The 17,609-nt window shown below is 56.3% G+C and carries 20 protein-coding genes and 1 tRNA gene; 15 read left to right on the forward strand and 6 right to left on the reverse strand.

From position 1 onward, the window contains the following. Positions 1 to 6: 6 nt before the first annotated feature. Positions 7 to 315, reverse strand: a complete 309-nt coding sequence (locus I9185_RS00290; protein WP_152459831.1) for a metalloregulator ArsR/SmtB family transcription factor — start codon at positions 313 to 315, stop codon at positions 7 to 9. 100 nt (positions 316 to 415) lie between these two features. Beyond that, a complete protein-coding gene (locus I9185_RS00295; RefSeq protein WP_209547037.1) occupies positions 416 to 790 on the reverse strand; it encodes a hypothetical protein in 375 nt (124 codons plus the stop codon). Positions 791 to 870: 80 nt separating this feature from the next. On the opposite strand from I9185_RS00295, the gene I9185_RS00300 reads away from it, so the two are divergent. The 14 genes from I9185_RS00300 to I9185_RS00365 all read left to right on the forward strand — a co-directional run bounded on the left by I9185_RS00300 (position 871) and on the right by I9185_RS00365 (position 13,794). After that, the gene (locus I9185_RS00300) at positions 871 to 1,611 is read left to right on the forward strand and encodes a cytochrome c biogenesis protein CcdA (RefSeq protein ID WP_209547040.1); all 741 of its coding nucleotides are present in this window, start codon (positions 871 to 873) and stop codon (positions 1,609 to 1,611) included. Positions 1,612 to 1,625: 14 nt separating this feature from the next. After that, positions 1,626 to 2,204, forward strand: coding sequence for a thioredoxin family protein (locus tag I9185_RS00305; protein ID WP_209547043.1), 579 nt, complete (start codon positions 1,626 to 1,628; stop codon positions 2,202 to 2,204). A 131-nt stretch (positions 2,205 to 2,335) separates the two neighbouring features. Further along, a complete protein-coding gene (gene soxX, locus I9185_RS00310; protein WP_209547046.1) occupies positions 2,336 to 2,812 on the forward strand; it encodes a sulfur oxidation c-type cytochrome SoxX in 477 nt (158 codons plus the stop codon). A gap of 46 nt (positions 2,813 to 2,858) precedes the next feature. Next, the gene (soxY, locus tag I9185_RS00315) at positions 2,859 to 3,275 is read left to right on the forward strand and encodes a thiosulfate oxidation carrier protein SoxY (protein WP_209547049.1); all 417 of its coding nucleotides are present in this window, start codon (positions 2,859 to 2,861) and stop codon (positions 3,273 to 3,275) included. 36 nt (positions 3,276 to 3,311) lie between these two features. Next, positions 3,312 to 3,641 (forward strand): thiosulfate oxidation carrier complex protein SoxZ, encoded by a 330-nt coding sequence (gene soxZ, locus I9185_RS00320; RefSeq protein ID WP_171724376.1) that lies wholly within the window; start codon positions 3,312 to 3,314, stop codon positions 3,639 to 3,641. Between the two features lie 70 nt (positions 3,642 to 3,711). Beyond that, positions 3,712 to 4,557, forward strand: coding sequence for a sulfur oxidation c-type cytochrome SoxA (soxA, locus tag I9185_RS00325; protein ID WP_171638145.1), 846 nt, complete (start codon positions 3,712 to 3,714; stop codon positions 4,555 to 4,557). Between the two features lie 88 nt (positions 4,558 to 4,645). Next, a complete protein-coding gene (soxB, locus tag I9185_RS00330) occupies positions 4,646 to 6,343 on the forward strand; it encodes a thiosulfohydrolase SoxB (RefSeq protein ID WP_209547052.1) in 1,698 nt (565 codons plus the stop codon). Between the two features lie 24 nt (positions 6,344 to 6,367). Beyond that, entirely contained in the window at positions 6,368 to 7,630 is a 1,263-nt protein-coding gene (soxC, locus tag I9185_RS00335) for a sulfite dehydrogenase (RefSeq protein ID WP_171638141.1), read from the forward strand. Then, entirely contained in the window at positions 7,614 to 8,939 is a 1,326-nt protein-coding gene (locus I9185_RS00340) for a c-type cytochrome (RefSeq protein WP_209547055.1), read from the forward strand. Before soxC ends, I9185_RS00340 begins: the two co-directional genes overlap by 17 nt. A 2-nt stretch (positions 8,940 to 8,941) precedes the next feature. Next, on the forward strand, positions 8,942 to 9,649 hold the full coding sequence (locus tag I9185_RS00345) for a c-type cytochrome (RefSeq protein WP_171724371.1): 708 nt from the start codon (positions 8,942 to 8,944) through the stop codon (positions 9,647 to 9,649). A gap of 24 nt (positions 9,650 to 9,673) precedes the next feature. Further along, positions 9,674 to 10,936 carry an NAD(P)/FAD-dependent oxidoreductase gene (locus I9185_RS00350; RefSeq protein WP_171638135.1) on the forward strand — a complete coding sequence of 421 codons (1,263 nt, stop codon included), beginning with the start codon at positions 9,674 to 9,676 and terminating at the stop codon, positions 10,934 to 10,936. An 81-nt stretch (positions 10,937 to 11,017) separates the two neighbouring features. Further along, entirely contained in the window at positions 11,018 to 11,452 is a 435-nt protein-coding gene (locus tag I9185_RS00355; protein WP_171638133.1) for a DUF302 domain-containing protein, read from the forward strand. Between the two features lies 1 nt (position 11,453). Further along, entirely contained in the window at positions 11,454 to 12,677 is a 1,224-nt protein-coding gene (hemA, locus tag I9185_RS00360) for a 5-aminolevulinate synthase (protein WP_171638131.1), read from the forward strand. A 58-nt stretch (positions 12,678 to 12,735) separates the two neighbouring features. Continuing rightward, complete coding sequence (locus I9185_RS00365; protein WP_209547058.1) at positions 12,736 to 13,794, forward strand: YeeE/YedE family protein; 1,059 nt, start codon at positions 12,736 to 12,738, stop codon at positions 13,792 to 13,794. A gap of 1 nt (position 13,795) precedes the next feature. On the opposite strand, the gene I9185_RS00370 is transcribed toward I9185_RS00365, so the two are convergent. Then, entirely contained in the window at positions 13,796 to 14,740 is a 945-nt protein-coding gene (locus I9185_RS00370; protein WP_209547061.1) for an MBL fold metallo-hydrolase, read from the reverse strand. Continuing rightward, positions 14,737 to 15,663 carry an MBL fold metallo-hydrolase gene (locus I9185_RS00375; RefSeq protein WP_209547065.1) on the reverse strand — a complete coding sequence of 309 codons (927 nt, stop codon included), beginning with the start codon at positions 15,661 to 15,663 and terminating at the stop codon, positions 14,737 to 14,739. The genes I9185_RS00370 and I9185_RS00375 overlap by 4 nt, the downstream gene beginning before the upstream one ends. Before the next feature lie 386 nt (positions 15,664 to 16,049). On the opposite strand from I9185_RS00375, the gene I9185_RS00380 reads away from it, so the two are divergent. After that, positions 16,050 to 16,135 (forward strand) — tRNA-Leu (locus tag I9185_RS00380). 118 nt (positions 16,136 to 16,253) lie between these two features. On the opposite strand, the gene I9185_RS00385 is transcribed toward I9185_RS00380, so the two are convergent. Continuing rightward, the gene (locus I9185_RS00385; protein ID WP_245223373.1) at positions 16,254 to 16,751 is read right to left on the reverse strand and encodes a hypothetical protein; all 498 of its coding nucleotides are present in this window, start codon (positions 16,749 to 16,751) and stop codon (positions 16,254 to 16,256) included. Beyond that, positions 16,744 to 17,334, reverse strand: a complete 591-nt coding sequence (locus tag I9185_RS00390) for a response regulator transcription factor (RefSeq protein WP_171638123.1) — start codon at positions 17,332 to 17,334, stop codon at positions 16,744 to 16,746. Before I9185_RS00390 ends, I9185_RS00385 begins: the two co-directional genes overlap by 8 nt. Positions 17,335 to 17,609 lie beyond the last annotated feature (275 nt).

The raw sequence follows: 17,609 nt of genomic DNA on the forward strand, positions 1-17,609 counted from the left end.
CGGCTTCTACGTCTCCCGGCAGAAAAGATCGTAAACGACTTCCAGTATTTGCGTCGAACGATCATCAGCCAATCTGTAATAAATTGTCTTACCCTCGCGCCGTGTTTTGACCAAGCCTTCAAAGCGCAGTCGGGATAATTGTTGGGATACGGCGGCCTGTCTCGCCGACAGCATCTCTTCCATCTGGGTGACGGACTTTTCACCCGATGACAGATAGCACAAGATCATCAGACGCCCCTCGTGGCTGATGGCCTTCAGGAAGTTTGATGCCGTCTGGGCATTCTCCATCATTCGGTCCAGATCTTCTGCACACATGTCCTTTGTGAACACCGGCAGTTTCGATGGTTTGTCCAAAAGGATCGCCTCGCTTTCTCAGCTTCACGCATTCAAAACAGTTTATGTAATTTGCCACCGATTAGCCAGAGGTCTCAACCTGTACCCCTGCGTCACGTAGCATCACGCCCAACAACCCCCAGAAAAAGTCTTCGCCGGGGTAGCCTTCGATCCGGCCGACTTCGTGGCCGTTGTCCAACAAAACAAAGGTCGGAGTGTAGTGGAGAGGTCGTTTTAGGGTGATCCCATCCGGCAGGGTTTCATGGATGTCGACACGCCGAAGCGGGGCGGCATTTCCTTCCTGTGTTTTCGGGTAGAACCCCGAGATTTCGGAATCCCATCGGGCACACCACATGCACCCATCTTCTTCGGCCATCAGAAGCGTCATTTCAGCCCGTAAAGCCAAAGGCGAAACAAGCAACGTGACCGCAAGCACAAGCAGGAAAAGGTGGCGCATCTCAAGCTCCGATTGACCGCAGCGTTATATCTTTATTACTTTGAATGTATGAATGATAGCGTGCCAGGACGGGTTTGACCATGCTCGACATCACTTTTGCAGGGGCTTTGGTCGCAGGGCTGTTGTCATTTCTGTCCCCGTGCATCCTGCCGATTGTGCCGTTTTACCTCAGCTACCTGGCGGGTGTCGGGATGGAGCAGATTTCTGCCAGTTCAGTCATTTCCGGGAACGTTCGCCGCAGGGCAACGCTTTCTGCAATCGCTTTTGCAGCAGGGATCATAACGATTTTTATGGCGCTTGGAGCCACGGCTTCGATATTCGGTCAAATGATCCGCGAATACTTCGATATCCTTCGATGGATTGCCGCGGCCATCATCATGGCGATGGGCTTGCATTTCCTGGGGCTGATTCGCATCGGATTCCTGTATCGCCAGTTTCAGGCGGATGTCGGTGAAACATCTAACCTGAGCCTGATTGGTGCGTATGTTCTGGGACTGGCATTTGCTTTTGGCTGGACGCCCTGTGTCGGGCCCGTGCTTGCTGCAATCCTGTTTACGGCGGCCGGAACCGAGACGGCTTGGCGCGGTGCGATGCTTTTATTCGTTTACGGGGCGGGAATGACTGCCCCCTTTGTTCTGGCGGCCTTTTTGGTGCGCCCCTTCATGCAGTGGATGGCGCGGTTCAGAAAGCATTTACCCCTGATCGAGAAGGCCATGGGCTGTCTGTTGATTCTGTTCGGCGCTCTGATCGCAACCAACTCAATCAATCGCGTGGCCCAATGGATGCTGGACCATATGCCCTGGCTTGCGGCCATCGGATAATACGGGAGGAAAACATGAAGCGAACATTGTCAGTTTTGATGGCATGCATAGTGGGCGTGGCGGTTTCCGCCGCCGAGCTTGGCGACGACGGGTTGCATAAAACACCGTGGATGCGCGACACGTTCAAAGACCTTCGCGAGGATCTTGAAGAAGCGTCAGATGAAGGCAAGCGCCTGGTTTTGTTTATCGAGCAACAGGGCTGCATCTATTGCAAGAAAATGCACGAAGAGGTTTTCCCCCAGCCCGACCTGGCGGCGTACATCGAAGAGAATTTCTTTGTCGTCCAACTGGATCTGCACGGAAGCACCACGGCCACCGACTTTGACGGGGAAGAGAGCGAGCAAAGAGCGTTGATGCGCAAATGGGGGATTCTGTTTACGCCGACCCTTGTATTTCTGTCGGAAGAGGTTCCCGAGGACGCCACCGCCATTGATGCAGCGGTTGCAGTCATGCCGGGGGCGTTTTCGAAGGGAACAACTTTGGATCTGTTCACCTGGGTCTTTGAAAAGCGGTACGAAATTGAAAATGGTGAAGATTTTCAGCGCTACCACGCACGGCGCATTCAGGAGCGAAACAATGTTTCACAAGACTGAGGTCCGAGGATATAAATAAAAAAATTCATTGTAATGAATTTAATGTTGCGACAGACCGCCCTCGTCGACTACGGTACACAAATGCTTTGGGTCGCAAAGCGCCGTCGGCGTGTTAGCAAATGGGAGGGATCATGAAGCTGAGACTCTTAACATTGGTCTGCGCAATGACAGGGGGTGCCGCGTTTGCCGCGGATACCGACCCGAAAAACGTAACCTATGGTGAATATGGTGCCGTAGAGGTCTCGTTGACCGGCGCAGCCGGTGACGCGGCAAATGGCGCGCTGATCGTTGGCGACAAGTCAAAAGGCAATTGCGTGGCGTGCCATGCGGTCTCGGCTTTGGCCGATATTCCGTTCCATGGCGAGGTTGGCCCGGCACTGGATGGTGCCGGTGATCGTTGGTCCGAAGCCGAGCTTCGCGGATTGGTTGCAAACGCGAAAAGGACGTTCGAAGGCACGGTGATGCCGGCATTCTACAAGGATGACGGCTATATCCGCCCGGGCGACGCCTATACCGGCAAAGCCCCGACCGAGCCCCTGACGTCGATCCTGACAGCGCAGGAAATCGAAGACGTGGTCGCGTTTCTTGCAACCCTGAAAGAGGAATAGTCGCGCTTCGATAGCGTGATTGTCGAAGATTCAAAGGAGATTGAAAATGGAACTCTCTCGCCGCGAAACTCTGGCCCTTGGGCTGGGCGCCGCGTTCCTGACAATGATGCCGTTTCGTGCAAATGCGGCCGCTAAGGATGCGATTGCCGCGTTTACCGGTGGGGCGGATGTGGCTGACGGCGGTGTTACACTGACGGCACCTGAAATCGCCGAAAACGGAAACACCGTACCGATCGAAGTAAGCGCCCCGGGTGCGGCGTCGATTCTGATCGTTGCAGCAGGCAACCCCGAACCGGGCGTCGCAACGTTCAACTTTGGCCCGCTGGCTGCTGAACAGGCTGCCTCAACTCGTATCCGCCTTGCCGGAACGCAGGATGTCATTGCCGTGGCGAAGATGGCAGATGGCAGCTTTGCCAAGGCATCCGCGACCGTGAAAGTGACAATCGGCGGCTGCGGCGGCTGATAGCCACGCGCGCCTCGAAGAACAGGAGACTAACCAATGGCATCCGGTGTGAAACCCCGCGTCAAGGTTCCGAAGAAAGCCGCAGTTGGCGAAACCGTCACGATCAAGACATTGATCAGCCACAAGATGGAAAGCGGTCAGCGCAAGGACAAAGAAGGCAACGTCATACCTCGATCGATCATCAACCGTTTCACCTGTGAGTTTAACGGCGAAATGGTGGTCGATGTGACGATGGAGCCGGCAATCTCAACCAACCCGTATTTCCAGTTTGAGGCAACCGTGCCCGAGGCAGGTGAGTTCGTGTTCACCTGGTACGATGACGACGGCTCTGTCTACGACGAGAAGAAATCGATCGAGATCGCCTGACGGCTCGACCAATAAGGCAGATCAGCGCCGGACATGACGTTTGGCGCTGGTCCACCAAGGGAGGAACGTAATGAATACAAAGGCATTAACGGCGATCGCGGCAGTTCTGGTTTTCCCAGTGGCAGCATTGGCCGGACCTGACGAAGACAATCTTGTGATCAATGACGAGCTGGACATGACCTCGGTCACCGAAGCGCCGGCGCATCTGGAAAACCTGGACACGATCTATTCCGGTTGGCATTTCCGTACGGATGAAACCCAGGCCCTTCAGATTGATGATTTCGACAATCCGGCGATGATCTTCGTCGACCAGGCTGCCGACCTTTTTGAGACAGTCGATGGGGCTGCCGGCAAAAGCTGTGCCTCGTGCCACGACGGGGTGGAAAGCTTCAAGGGATTGCAGGCTTCCATGCCGAAGGTTGATGCCGAAACCGGCAAGCTGGTGGTCATGGAAGATCTGATCAACGCGTGCCGGACCGAGCACATGGAGGCCGATGCCTGGAAATGGTCCGGCGGCGATATGCAGGGCATGGTCGCTTTGATCGGCCTACAGTCACGCGGGATGCCCATGAACGTTGCCATTGACGGTGACGCCGCCCCGTATTGGGAACAGGGCAAGGAAATGTACTATACGCGCTATGGCCAGTTAGAGCTGAGCTGTGCCAACTGTCATGAAGACAATTGGGGCAATATGATCCGGGCAGATCACCTGAGCCAGGGAATGATCAATGGGTTCCCGACGTATCGTTTGAAACAGGCCAAGCTGATTTCGCGACACAATCGTTTCCGCGGTTGTATTCGTGATACGCGGGCGGAAACCTTTGCCGAAGGTTCAGACGAATTTCGTGCGCTGGAGCTTTATGTTGCCTCGCGTGGCAACGGGCTTTCAGTCGAAACTCCGGCCGTACGCCAGTAACAACAGGCCCGCGTAGGAAGTGTCCAGCGCGGGTTTTTCCGTTAGTTTAACATTCACACATTTATATGTGAAACAGGAAAGCCGAAAGATGATTTCTCGACGTGACTTCTTGCAGGTTTCAATGGCGGCATCGGCTCTGTACGGGGCATCCGGGTTTGGCAATTGGGCCAGGCTTTCCGCACAGCAAAGTCTGACGCAGGATCAGCTGCTGGAGTTTGAGACCTTTGGCAATATCAGCCTGATCCATGTCACCGACATTCACGCACAACTCAAACCGATATACTTCCGTGAACCCGAGATAAACCTGGGTATCGGTGAGGCAAAGGGGCAGATGCCGCATGTCACGGGGGCCGCGTTCCGCAAGGCCTACGGGATCGAAGATGGCAGCTCGTCGGCCTATGCGCTGACCTACGACGACTTTTCAGCCTTGGCAAAGACCTACGGTCGGGTTGGTGGTTTGGACCGGGTTTCGACGGTGATTAATGCCATCCGTGCGGACCGGCCCGATGCCCTGCTTTTAGATGGCGGCGATACCTGGCACGGGTCTTACACCTGTTACCAGACGGCTGGTCAGGACATGGTCAATGTCATGAACGCGCTGAAACCTGATGCAATGACCTTTCATTGGGAGTTCACGCTGGGCAGCGACAGAGTCAACGAAATCGTCGAAGGGCTGCCCTTTGCCGCCTTGGGTCAGAACATCTTTGATGCCGAATGGGATGAACCTGCGGAACTGTTCAAGCCCTACAAGTTCTTTGACCGGGGAGGTGCAAAGGTTGCCGTGATCGGACAGGCGTTCCCTTACATGCCAATCGCGAACCCGGGTTGGATGTTCCCTGAATACTCTTTCGGCATTCGGGACGAAAACATGCAGGCCGTGGTGGACGAGGTTCGCGATGCCGGTGCCGATGTCGTCGTCGTCCTCAGCCATAACGGCTTTGACGTGGACAAGAAAATGGCAGGCCGGGTGGAGGGGGTCGACGTGATCCTCAGTGGCCACACCCATGATGCGCTGCCCGAGCCGGTTCTGGTGGGCAAAACGCATATCATCGCGTCCGGCTCGAACGGCAAATTCGTCAGCCGCGTGGATCTGGACGTGCGGGATGGGCAGTTGATGGGGTTGAAGCACAAGCTGATCCCGATCTTCTCTGATGTTATCGCTCCGGATCCTGCGATCACCGCCCTGATAGATGAGCAGCGCGCGCCCTATGAGGCGACGCTCAGCGAAGTGATCGGCAAAACGGACTCGTTGCTCTATCGTCGCGGCAATTTCAACGGAACCTGGGATGACCTGATCTGTGATGCCCTGCTTAAGGAGCGGGAGGCAGACATTGCCATGTCCCCCGGTGTTCGTTGGGGACCGTCGATCCTGCCGGGGCAGGAGATCACGCGCGAGGACATCTGGAACGTCACTTCGATGTCGTATCCGAATGCCTATCGCACGGAAATGACGGGTGAATTCATCCATGTGATCCTCGAGGATGTTGGCGACAACCTGTTCAATCCCGATCCCTACTACCAGCAGGGCGGGGATATGGTCCGTGTCGGTGGGCTGGGCTACCGCATCGATGTGACCAAGCCGCAAGGGCAGCGGATCAGCGAGATGACCCTGCTGAAGACGGGTGAAGCGATTGATCCGTCGAAAACCTATGTCGTGGCCGGCTGGGCCAGCGTCAACGAAGGCACCGAGGGTCCGCCGATCTGGGATGTCGTCGAAAACCACATTCGCAACCTTGGAACCGTAACGGTGCAAGAGAACACCAGCGTTGATGTCGTCGGCGCCTAAGAAACAGATGGAGACCTAAGAGATATGGATGACGCGTTCAAACCGTCCCGCCGGGCCTTCCTGAAAGGCAGTGCCGCGGTCGCCGCGGGGTCAGTTGCAGGTGCGGCAGTGGCAGAAACGCCCGACCCTCTGATAACAGAGCTTCAGGATTGGGCATCGTACACGGGTGCAGGCGTTGACGAGACACCCTATGGCATGCCGATCAGCTATGAATCCCATGTCGTGCGCCGCAATGTGGAGTGGCTGACCGCCTCTCCGATTTCGTCGATCAACTTCACGCCGATCCACGCGCTTGATGGTACAATCACACCCCAGGGCTGCGCCTTTGAACGGCACCACTCGGGCGCAATCGAGCTGCGCAAGGAAGACTATCGGCTGATGATAAACGGTCTGGTCGATCGCCCGCTTGTCTTTACGTATGACGACATCGAACGTTTCCCGCGCGAAAACCACGTGTATTTCTGCGAATGCGCAGCGAACACCGGGATGGAGTGGGCGGGTGCGCAGCTCAACGGCGTGCAATTCACCCATGGTATGATCCACAACATGGAATACACCGGTGTTCCGCTGCGCACGCTGTTGCAAGAGGCCGGCGCCGATATCTCGCCCGACAAATGGGTCTATGTCGAGGGCGCGGACGCGTCGTCCAATGGCCGCTCCATTCCGATGGAAAAAGCGCTGGATGATGTGTTGGTGGCCTTCAAAGCAAATGGCGAGGCCCTGCGGATGGAACATGGCTATCCTGTGCGCCTGGTCGTGCCAGGCTGGGAAGGCAACATGTGGGTCAAATGGCTGCGCAGGATCGAGGTCGTCGACAGGGCGGTCGAAAGCCGCGAAGAAACATCAAAGTACACCGATGTTTATGCTGATGGCACGGCCCAGAAATGGACTTGGGTGATGGATGCGAAATCCGTCATAACCTCGCCCAGCCCGCAAATGCCGATCAAACATGGGCCCGGGCCGCTGGTGATTTCAGGGCTTGCATGGTCAGGCCACGGACAGATTACCCGTGTGGATGTATCCAAGGACGGCGGCATCACGTGGGAGACGGCACGCCTTGGCAAGCAGGGCGACACCAAGGCTTTGACACGTTTCTATCTCGACACGAATTGGGACGGGGCGCCCATGCTCCTACAGGCCCGAGCAATGGATGAGACCGGCTATGTACAGCCAACCAAAGACCTGCTGCGCGAAAAGCGCGGCGAGAACTCGGTCTATCACAACAACTGTATCCAGACGTGGTACGTAAGCGCAGAAGGGATCGCCGAGAATGTCGAAGTCTCTTAGCCATGTTTTCCTGCCCGTATTCGGCGGCACAGCGTTACTGCTTGCGGGGGCGTTGGTGTTCGCCAACCGAAACTTCGGCCAACTGAAGATCGAAACTTTGGAAACCCGGATTGGTCAGGTTGAGGCCCACGCAGCAGCCGCACAGGAAAAAGCGAAGTCAGAAGCCGAACGAGCAGCCCAGCTTGAGCTCAAAGTCCAGGAAATTCAGGCCGCCGCAGCGGAACGGGTTGCGAATGGCGCGAACCTGACCGCACCTGCGCCCAGCCGCGAGGGCACCTATGGGCTCGGACGGCCTGCGCTGGAGGAAGAGATCGCGGCCTGGGACGTAGACGTTTTGCCGGACGGGCGGGGCTTGCCTGTCGGATCGGGCGACGTTTGGACCGGGGAAGAAGTGTTTGCCGACCGCTGCGCCTCCTGTCACGGAGAGTTCGCGGAAGGTGTGGACAACTGGCCCGTTCTTGCCGGTGGGTTCGATACGCTTGCAAACGAAGATCCCGTGAAGACCGTCGGGTCCTACTGGCCGCATTTGTCTACTGCCTGGGATTACATTTCCCGTTCCATGCCATTTGGCGAGGCGGGCACTTTGACCGCGGATGAGACCTATGCGATTGTTGCCTACATCCTGTATTCAAATGATTTGGTGGATGACGATTTCGAACTGAGCAACGAAAACTTCGCCGAATTCGAGATGTACAACAAAGACGGTTTTGTCGTCGATACGCGACCCGAGACCGAGTACGCCGAATCGCGCAAAGAGCCTTGCATGGAAAACTGCAAGGCAGAGGCCGCTGTCACAATGCGTTCCGTTTTTCTGGTCGAGACGCCGCCCGAAGGTGGGTCGAACTCGGTGATGAATGATGCCACCGTTGAGGGGTTGCCGACATTCACTGCGGACGGCCCGTCGTTCATTCCGGCAGCGGCACCCAAGCCCGAGGAAAAAGCCGCCGCGGAGCCAGCCGTTCAAGAGGCCGAAAAGACCGACGAAGCAACGGAACTGGTTGCCGCCGGAGCGAAAGTCTTCAAGAAGTGCAAAGCCTGCCATCAGGTGGGTGAAGGTGCAAAGCACGGCACCGGGCCGGCGTTGAACGGAATTGTCGGGGCCAATGCAGGATCGGTCGAGGGGTTCAAATACTCCAAGGCGATGAAAGCCGCATCCGAGGCAGGCCTTGTTTGGACGGATGAGGAAATGGCGGCCTTCCTGACGAAACCCAAGGATTACATGAAGGGCACGCGAATGTCTTTTGCGGGGCTCAGGAAGCCAGACGACGTTGAGGCCGTGATTGTCTACCTCAAATCGTTTGGAAGCTGATCATGCGGTGGCCGGACATACTGGCGTGCACGGCGGTCTTGGCGGCTTTCGCCACATCGACCTACGCAACCGAAGACCTTGGTGATGCCGAGGCCGGGAAAACAGTGTTCGCCAAATGCAAGGGCTGCCATCAGGTTGGCGAAGGAGCGGAAAACAAAATCGGCCCGCATCTGAATGGTGTCTTTGGGCGCAAGGCCGCGGGCCTTGACGGTTTCAATTATTCCAAAAGCCTGGTGCGCGCGGGAAATTCGGGTTTGGAATGGCACGCTGACACTCTGTCAGCCTATATCGAAGATCCACGTGCATTTGCGTCGGGCACAAGGATGAGCTTTCGCGGTCTGAAAGACCCGGAAGACCGGGCCAATGTGATTGCCTATTTGCGGGGGTTTTCAGACAACCCTCGGGATATTCCCGAAGCGGACCCAACCGCGAAAGGCACGGACCATTCCGTCGATCCAGCGATCCTGGCGATTCAGGGAGACCCCGAATACGGCGCATATCTCAGCAGCGAATGCACGACGTGCCATCAGATCGAGGGAAGTGACGAGGGTATCCCGTCGATCGTGTATTGGCCCGACGAGGATTTTGTCGTCGCCATGCACGCATACAAGGACAAAAAGCGGCCACACCCGGTTATGCAAATGATCGCCGGAAGGCTGAGCAATGACGAGATCGCGGCCTTGGCCGCATATTTCAATAACCCAGAGTGATTGTGCCCAAGGGGAGGAAACGCGATGACACTCAATAGACGTACATTTCTAGGAGCCGCCGGGGTGGCGGCAGCCGGATTATCTGCACCGATGGTTCTGGCTCAGGGCAGGCCTCGGGTCGTTGTTGTCGGCGGCGGTGCAGGCGGCGCTACGGCTGCCCGCTATATTGCAAAGGACAGCAAAGGAGAGATCGACGTGACGCTGATCGAGCCGTCGCGGACCTACTACACCTGCTTCTTCTCGAACCTGTATCTTGGAGGGTTCCAGGAACTGTCGGATATCGCGCACAGCTATGGCACGCTTGCCGCCGACTATGGGATAAACGTGGTCCACGATTGGGCCATCGGTGTTGACCGCGATGCCAAGACTGTATCATTGGCCGGGGGTGGCTCGGTTCCGTATGACAAGCTGATCCTCAGCCCGGGTATCGATTTTGTCGACGGGGCTGTTGAAGGCTGGGACGTCTCGGCGCAAAACAAGATGCCGCATGCGTACAAGGCCGGCTCGCAGACAGAACTTCTGAAAGCTCAGATCATGGCGATGCCCGAAGGCGGTACTTTTGCGATGGTTGCACCACCAAACCCGTACCGCTGCCCGCCCGGACCCTATGAACGGGTCTCGATGGTTGCGCATGTTCTGAAAGCAAACAATCCCACTGCGAAAATCATCGTGGCGGATCCGAAGCCGAAGTTTTCGAAGATGGCATTGTTCCAGGAAGGCTGGGCAAACCATTACGAAGGCATGGTCGACTGGATTGGTGAAGACTTCGGTGGCGGCAATGTCTCGGTAAACCCGGACGCGATGACGGTGACCATCGACGGAGAAGAGACCACAGTCGACGTCTGCAACGTGATCCCGGCGATGAAAGCCGGACGCATTGCCGAAATGGCTGGAGTGACCGAAGGCAACTGGGCGCCGGTGAACGCCGCGGATATGTCCTCCAAGGCGGATCCGGACATCTATGTCCTGGGCGATGCCAGCCAGCAGGGTGACATGCCGAAATCGGGTTTCTCGGCCAATAGTCAGGCGAAAGTGTGCGCGAATGCCGTGCGGGGCGCGTTGACCGGATCCAAGGTGTTCCCGGCCAAGTTCTCCAACACATGCTGGTCGCTGATCGACACGGATGATGGCGTGAAGGTTGGCGCAACCTACGAGGCGACGCCGGAAAAAATCGCCAAGGTGGACGGGTTCATCAGCCAGACCGGCGAAGATGCCGATCTGAGAAAAGCAACGTATGAAGAGTCGCTGGGTTGGTACGCCGGTATCACCTCGGACATGTTTGGATAGAAGTTTTCGGGGGTTTTGACACGGGTCAAAGCCCCCGAAGCTCAATCTGAGAAACTGCGGCTCAGGAGGAGGATCAAGATCATGAAACACTCAATCATCACGGCCGCGTTCTTTGCAGTCTCTGCCAGTCAAGGGCTTGCCGAGGATATCATCACGACCCCCTTTGACGGAAGTTTTGATGATGCCACCTTTGCGGTCGAGTCCGCAATTGTCGGGCAGGGGCTGGTCATCGACTATGTGAGCCACGTTGGAGAAATGTTGAACCGAACGGGCGCTGATGTCGGCAGCGACAAACAGATATTCGCGGCGGCGGACATCTTTATTTTTTGCTCGGCAAAGATTTCGCGTGAGGTGATGGAAGCTGATCCGATGAATATCGGCTATTGCCCATACGGGATTTTCGTGGCCGAGGACGATGACGGGGTGAAGGTCGGATACCGAAGCTATCCGGACGGCCCAATGCAAAAGGTCCAGACCCTGTTGTCTGGAATCGTTGAAGAGGCTGTTGGGGATTGATATGAACTACCGGCAGTATTTTCGAGATCAACTTGATCTACTGAAACAGGAAGGAAACTACCGGGTTTTTGCAGACCTCGAACGTCAATGCGGAGCGTTTCCAACGGCGCGCAGTTACGCAGGGGGTGGTCCCGAACAAGTCACTGTCTGGTGCTCGAACGACTATCTTGGAATGGGACAGCATCCCAAGGTTCTTGCGGCCATGCACGAGGCGATCGACAGATGCGGTGCAGGTGCCGGTGGGACGCGGAATATCTCGGGGACCACGCACGAACATGTGCTGTTGGAGCAGGAGCTTGCGGACCTTCACGGCAAGGACGCAGCATTGCTGTTCACGTCCGGCTACGTATCCAATTGGGCGGCCTTGGGAACCTTGGCGTCCCGCATTCCAGGCATCACGGTTCTGTCCGACGAATTGAACCATGCCTCGATGATCGAGGGGATTCGTCACAGCCGTTGTCAAAAGCGGATCTGGAAGCACAACGATCTTGAAGACCTTGAAAGGCAACTTGCGGACCTGCCTGCAAATGCGCCCAAGCTGATCGCGTTTGAAAGCGTCTATTCCATGGACGGCGATATTGCACCGATTGCCGGGATCTGTGATCTGGCGGACCGGTATGGCGCGATGACCTATCTGGATGAGGTTCACGCGGTCGGGCTGTACGGTCCGCGCGGCGGGGGCATCGCCGAGCGCGAGGGCCTGATGGACCGCCTGACCGTGATTGAAGGGACTTTGGGCAAGGCGTTCGGCGTGGTCGGCGGGTACATTGCGGCGTCGAAGGAGCTTGTCGACTTTGTCAGGTCCTTTGCCAGCGGATTTATTTTCACCACTGCGTTGCCTCCGGCCGTGGCGGCAGGAGCTGCGGCTTCGGTGAAGCACCTGAAGCAAAGCAATGCAGAGCGGCAACAGCACAAAAAGCGCGTGCGCGAAGTCCGGGACAGGCTGGACGATCTGGGTATTCCCCATACACCGAACCCAAGCCATATCATTCCGGTCATGGTCGGCGATCCGGTCAAGTGTCGATTCATTTCGGATGTGCTGATGCGTGATTATGGGATCTACATCCAGCCCATCAACTATCCAACTGTCCCCAAAGGAACGGAACGTCTGCGGATTACGCCGTCGCCGGTGCACACCTGTGAAGACGTGGACCGGCTGGTATCTGCATTGGGTGAGTTATGGACGCAATGCCAATTGGCACGCAGGCCAATGGCTGCGCAATGACGCTGACGAATTGACCAAAGACAAAGACACACACGCAACGAAGTGAGAGTTTCTGTCCATGGAGAGGCTCATCGATTTGCTAGGAGACCCGGGCACCCTGGCGTTTGCCGGAGTACTGGTCGGTATCCTGTTCGGCGTGACGGCTCAGAAGTCCCATTTTTGTTTGCGCGCATCGACGGTGGAAGTCGCCGAAGGTAAGTTTGGCCCCCGCTTGGCGGTTTGGCTGATCGCCTTTACCGCGGCACTGACGCTTGTACAGGCGCTTGTCTCGCTTGAATTGCTGGACCTTTCCGAGGCACGCGCCATCGCGTCCACCGGCAGCCTTAGCGGTGCGGTTATTGGTGGGGCGATGTTTGGCATCGGCATGGTTCTTGCGCGCGGATGCGCATCTCGCCTGCTAGTATTGGCCTCGTGCGGCAATCTACGAGCACTTGTGACAGGGTTGATTTTGACCTTGGTGGCTCAGGCCGCCTACACAGGCGTTCTCAGCCCGGCCCGTGAAGCGATTTCCGGTCTGTGGACCATCTCAGGAGGTGCAGAGCGCGATCTTGCAGAAATAATGGGGTTCCCCCCATCGGTCTATTCGGCCGTCGCCGCAATTGGATTTGTCTTGTCGATCGTGTTTGCCCTTCACAGGAAAGTCGCGCCTGCAAAGATCGTGACAGCCGCCGGAGTTGGCGGGGCTGTGGCGCTTGGCTGGTTCATGACGTTTTCCATCGCGCAGGCATCTTTTGAGGTCGTCCCCGTGTCTTCGGTGACGTTTACCGGCCCGGCCACAGACACACTGATGGCGTTGGTTGCAGAGCGAAATGTGGTGCTGTCTTTCGGTATCGGTCTTGTGCCGGGCGTGGCCATTGGGGCAGCAGGATCTGCCATCATTTCCAGCGAGTGGAGGATCGAGCGTTTTGGCTCGGACACTCCGATGGAACGGTACCTCGTCGGAGCTGTCCTCATGGGATTCGGGGCGATGCTGGCCGGAGGTTGCGCCGTGGGCGCGGGACTTTCAGGCGGGTCCGCCCTGTCATTGACAGCCTGGCTTGCAGTTTTCTTCATGTGGGTTGGGGCGATAGGAACGCACAGGTCTTTGATGCGGCTGCCGGTATTGCAGCATTCCTGACTTACTCGAACTCCATCTGTTCGAAAACGCGCCCGGCGTTCTTGGTTGCCAGTTCCTCGAACGCGTCCAGATGGGCATAGGGGGACTGATCGACATAATAGGCTTCGGTCAGATCGCCGCCCGCATCCATATGTTCTTGAATCCTGGTTCGCAGATACACCAGGTAATCGCGCGTATAACGGCGCACCTGATCCATATTCGTGGGATGACCGTGCCCGGGTATGACATATGTGGCATTCAAAGCCTCGAACTCGTTGTCCCAGGTTTCCAGCCAATCCGCGGTATAGGTCTCTTGAAAGATCGGCAGCATGCGCTCGTGGAATGCCATGTCACCCGCGATGACAAGGCTTTGGTTCGGCAACCAGATCGAGATATCGCCGGGGCTGTGGGCCGGTCCGAGGTATTTGGCCTCGATCCGGAAGTCGCCCATCTCGATCACGTATTCATCATCGAATGTCTCGGTTGGGCCTGCCAGAAACGTGCCCTCTGCCTTGTCCTGATTGTATCGTTTCATTCCCTCCAGAATCTGAGGGCCATATTCCTCGAACTCAGCTGCTGCATCCGAATGGGCGACGATTGGAACCCCGATTTCCGACCAGTAGGCATTGCCAAGCATCGCGTGCCCCTGACCGTTCTCGTTGAAGACAAGCGTGACCGGCTGATCCGTAATCGCCTGAATTTCCTTGTGAAGCGCTTGGGCAAGGACATAGGCGGCTCCGCCGTTGACAACGACCACGCCCTCACCTGTTACGATGAAGCTCAGGTTGTTGTTGTGACCAGAGTTTTCGTAGGTCGGCGGAGCGGTTGCGCCAATGGCGGAATAGACGCCAGGGATGAATTCGACCGGCTTGGAATACAGAACGCTTTGCGGATACTGGTCTGCAATATCCTCGCTTGCCCAGGCCGGTGTGACGAAAGCAACCGCAATCACGAATGATCGTATCATGACGCCTCTCCAATGAACCTGTAGGCCGAGCCGGTCTTTTCGACGCGGCCAATTCCACCGTTCGGCAGGTGGAAGCCGATTATTCTCATTTCCTCTTCGGAAACCTGATCCAGAAGTGAGTAACGCGCAGCTGCGGCGACCTGGGGATCCTGATCCGTTCCACTGTGCCAATCGGGGTGTTCAAAGGCCACGTGCGGATTTCCCAGCGCGTCGCCGACGACCATTACGGACTCATTCCCATTTCGAAGCTCAAAAGCCATGTGACCGGGCGTGTGCCCAAAGCTTGCCCGTGCCGCAATGCCCGGAAGTATCTCTTGCCCATCCTCGAAGAACGCGACCTGATCCTCAATTGCTTCCAATCGCCGTTTTGCACCGGCCGCGAACGCGGTACGATCTTCACCTATCGTGTCCACCGTTGAGGAGTTCCACCAGTAATCCCATTCTTTGCGTCCAATGAGGTGCGTCGCATTAGGGAAAAGCAGGTCGTCGAAATCATCCAGAACACCCCAGATATGATCCGGGTGCGCGTGGGTGAAAACCACATGCGTGACACTTTCGGGCGACAAGCCAATTGCTTCAAAAGTTTCCATAAGTTTGCCCGATGTGGGCATGAAGTCCGGCCCCGCTCCAGCATCGAACAGCACGGTGTTTTCGTCATCCCGATAAAGCGTGACGTTGCACTCTGGCTCGTACTTGGTCGCGTCCGCTTGATTGCGGGTCAGGAATTGCTCGACCGCCTCTTTGGGCATGGCTCCGAAAACAACATCAGGTGGCAATGACAGGTATCCGTCTGACACGGTCGTAATTCGGGCTGAAGGACCGAGCCGCAGCTCTGCCTGAACGATCCTGGCTTGAGCTCCAAGTGCCGCAAGACACGTGGCATTGAACAGGAAGCTGCGTCGGGACAAAGGAATTTCACTCATACGCAATCATTAAAATGAATATTTTTATTTGTAAACGATGGAAGCACCAACAAAGGATCATTCCAAGACGCTGAAAAACCGGCCAGGTCTTCTTTGCGATTGGGCGAAGAACGGTTCTCAGCGGTGGCAAATGGACGCGACACCAAGGTCATGCGCAAAGTGAACGCACAGCGCAATCCGCGCGAAGATGGATTGCCGAGGAAGGGATGATGTCGGAAAGGCGATTGTCACGTGACCTCGAAACAGGGGAGGGACCCAGCCGCAGAACGACGGCGATGGCAGACACAGCTTTCCACCGAAAAATCCTGGTCCATCTGCGTCAAAGCGCATTGTTCTCATCCCGCTGTGCTTGTAAGGAAATTGCACGGCCCCAGGGGCTGCGCCGTGCGGGCGTGATGGAATGGTAGACATATCAGACTTAAAATCTGAAGGGCGTATGCCCGTGTGGGTTCGAGTCCCACCGCCCGCACCAAAAAATTTTCATAAAACGCAGTGACTTACGCGGTGACTTATGCGTGCGTGGCAGGTGGCGCCGTGGGGGACGCGCGGGTGCTGCGAAGGGCCCACTCAACTCTGCTGTGCGACCGAGCCTAAACCGGAAACCCCAATTGTCGGATCAGTTTCCAAATGTCCCTGTTCGCGGCTGACAGCTGATCAACGACTGCTTCGATCTGGCGCAGGGCATTGTCGTCCACGGTATCTTCGCGGCCGAGTTTTATGTCGGTTTTGCGGTCAGCGATCCGCATAAGGATCGTTTTCGGGTTTCCGCTTTCAGGGTCGAAGGAATAGATGCAATGGTTGTACTTGTTGCGGATGCCAGAAAGCTTGGCCAGCCTTTGCGTATGTTCAAGGATCGGATCTCGGACCTGGGCAGGGCGCCCTTCCATTTTTGCAAGTCTTTCAACCAGATCTATTCGCGCGCGGGTGGTGTTCAAAGTCAGAAAGATGATTACGGCCACGTCCTTGGACGTTCCGGTTAGGCCGGCGATCAGATGGATCAGCAGGCTCTCGGTGTTTGTCCACATATAGTTCAGCCTGCCGACCAAAAGGATCAGGCGGTCGAACCGGGCTTCGAACGGATCAGTCAAGGGCGGTCTGCTGCGCCTCATGAGGCGCAACCTCGAAATAGAAATGAGCAGCCGCCGTCCGGTTGCTGACGCCAATCTTTCCGACAACGTTATGCATGTGCAGCTTGACCGTGTGTTCCGTGATGCCCAGCTTGGCCGCAATCAGTTTGTTGCTTTTGCCTTCTGAAACCAGTTGCAAAACCTGTTTTTCGCGGCGTGTCAGCTTGGAATACTGTACGTGCCGATCTGCGCCGTTGGATGTAATGGCCTCCCGTTGCCGTGGTCTCTCGGGCGCGCGCTGACAGGGGGGTGAAACACAGTCAGCCAGAAAGCTGGGAAGATAAAGTTCCTCGTGCATCAGCAGTCTGAGGATGGCGCGCCACGCGTCCGGTGCCACGTTCATCGGTAAAAAGCCGACATCTCCAAACTGCGCGCGGTTCCAGCCTTCGAACAGGTGTCGGGCGGATTCCTCTTTGCGATAGGCGAAAGCAAGACAGCCGGAACCTGCACTTTTGGTGTATGCATCGGCGCGCGTCAAAAGGTCCTCGATCAACATCTGATCCACAACGACGATCTTGCCGCTGTCCGGAACATGTGTGTGCATTGCCTCGAGTGTTTCGAAGCGAAAAGCGCGGACGCCAAATTCAGTTTGAACGCTTCTTAGAGTTTGATTTGAATAGAATAGTTCTTTCCCGAGGAAGACAATCGAAAAATCTTCTGAATAAAAACTCTGATTGCCAGTTTCATTGTTCAAAGACTCACTCATTATATTCCCTCACAAAACGGGGTTAACCGGAAATGGCTTTATCGAAATGGAATTGCCGGTGAAAAAGTAGTTAACTAATCAAAGAATTACGTGAGGTTTATTGTAGCTGAAAA

Source organism: Ruegeria sp. HKCCSP346 (assembly GCF_017872595.1).
Classification (GTDB): Bacteria; Pseudomonadota; Alphaproteobacteria; order Rhodobacterales; family Rhodobacteraceae; genus Ruegeria.

Excerpts from the sequence above, each read along its gene's own strand:
- I9185_RS00290 (WP_152459831.1), bottom strand. The coding sequence starts at position 315 with ATGTGTGCAGAAGATCTGGACCGAATGATGGAGAATGCCCAGACGGCA.
- I9185_RS00295 (WP_209547037.1), bottom strand. The coding sequence starts at position 790 with ATGCGCCACCTTTTCCTGCTTGTGCTTGCGGTCACGTTGCTTGTTTCG.
- I9185_RS00300 (WP_209547040.1), top strand. The coding sequence starts at position 871 with ATGCTCGACATCACTTTTGCAGGGGCTTTGGTCGCAGGGCTGTTGTCA.
- I9185_RS00305 (WP_209547043.1), top strand. The coding sequence starts at position 1,626 with ATGAAGCGAACATTGTCAGTTTTGATGGCATGCATAGTGGGCGTGGCG.
- soxX (WP_209547046.1), top strand. The coding sequence starts at position 2,336 with ATGAAGCTGAGACTCTTAACATTGGTCTGCGCAATGACAGGGGGTGCC.
- soxY (WP_209547049.1), top strand. The coding sequence starts at position 2,859 with ATGGAACTCTCTCGCCGCGAAACTCTGGCCCTTGGGCTGGGCGCCGCG.
- soxZ (WP_171724376.1), top strand. The coding sequence starts at position 3,312 with ATGGCATCCGGTGTGAAACCCCGCGTCAAGGTTCCGAAGAAAGCCGCA.
- soxA (WP_171638145.1), top strand. The coding sequence starts at position 3,712 with ATGAATACAAAGGCATTAACGGCGATCGCGGCAGTTCTGGTTTTCCCA.
- soxB (WP_209547052.1), top strand. The coding sequence starts at position 4,646 with ATGATTTCTCGACGTGACTTCTTGCAGGTTTCAATGGCGGCATCGGCT.
- soxC (WP_171638141.1), top strand. The coding sequence starts at position 6,368 with ATGGATGACGCGTTCAAACCGTCCCGCCGGGCCTTCCTGAAAGGCAGT.
- I9185_RS00340 (WP_209547055.1), top strand. The coding sequence starts at position 7,614 with ATGTCGAAGTCTCTTAGCCATGTTTTCCTGCCCGTATTCGGCGGCACA.
- I9185_RS00345 (WP_171724371.1), top strand. The coding sequence starts at position 8,942 with ATGCGGTGGCCGGACATACTGGCGTGCACGGCGGTCTTGGCGGCTTTC.
- I9185_RS00350 (WP_171638135.1), top strand. The coding sequence starts at position 9,674 with ATGACACTCAATAGACGTACATTTCTAGGAGCCGCCGGGGTGGCGGCA.
- I9185_RS00355 (WP_171638133.1), top strand. The coding sequence starts at position 11,018 with ATGAAACACTCAATCATCACGGCCGCGTTCTTTGCAGTCTCTGCCAGT.
- hemA (WP_171638131.1), top strand. The coding sequence starts at position 11,454 with ATGAACTACCGGCAGTATTTTCGAGATCAACTTGATCTACTGAAACAG.
- I9185_RS00365 (WP_209547058.1), top strand. The coding sequence starts at position 12,736 with ATGGAGAGGCTCATCGATTTGCTAGGAGACCCGGGCACCCTGGCGTTT.
- I9185_RS00370 (WP_209547061.1), bottom strand. The coding sequence starts at position 14,740 with ATGATACGATCATTCGTGATTGCGGTTGCTTTCGTCACACCGGCCTGG.
- I9185_RS00375 (WP_209547065.1), bottom strand. The coding sequence starts at position 15,663 with ATGAGTGAAATTCCTTTGTCCCGACGCAGCTTCCTGTTCAATGCCACG.
- I9185_RS00390 (WP_171638123.1), bottom strand. The coding sequence starts at position 17,334 with ATGCACACACATGTTCCGGACAGCGGCAAGATCGTCGTTGTGGATCAG.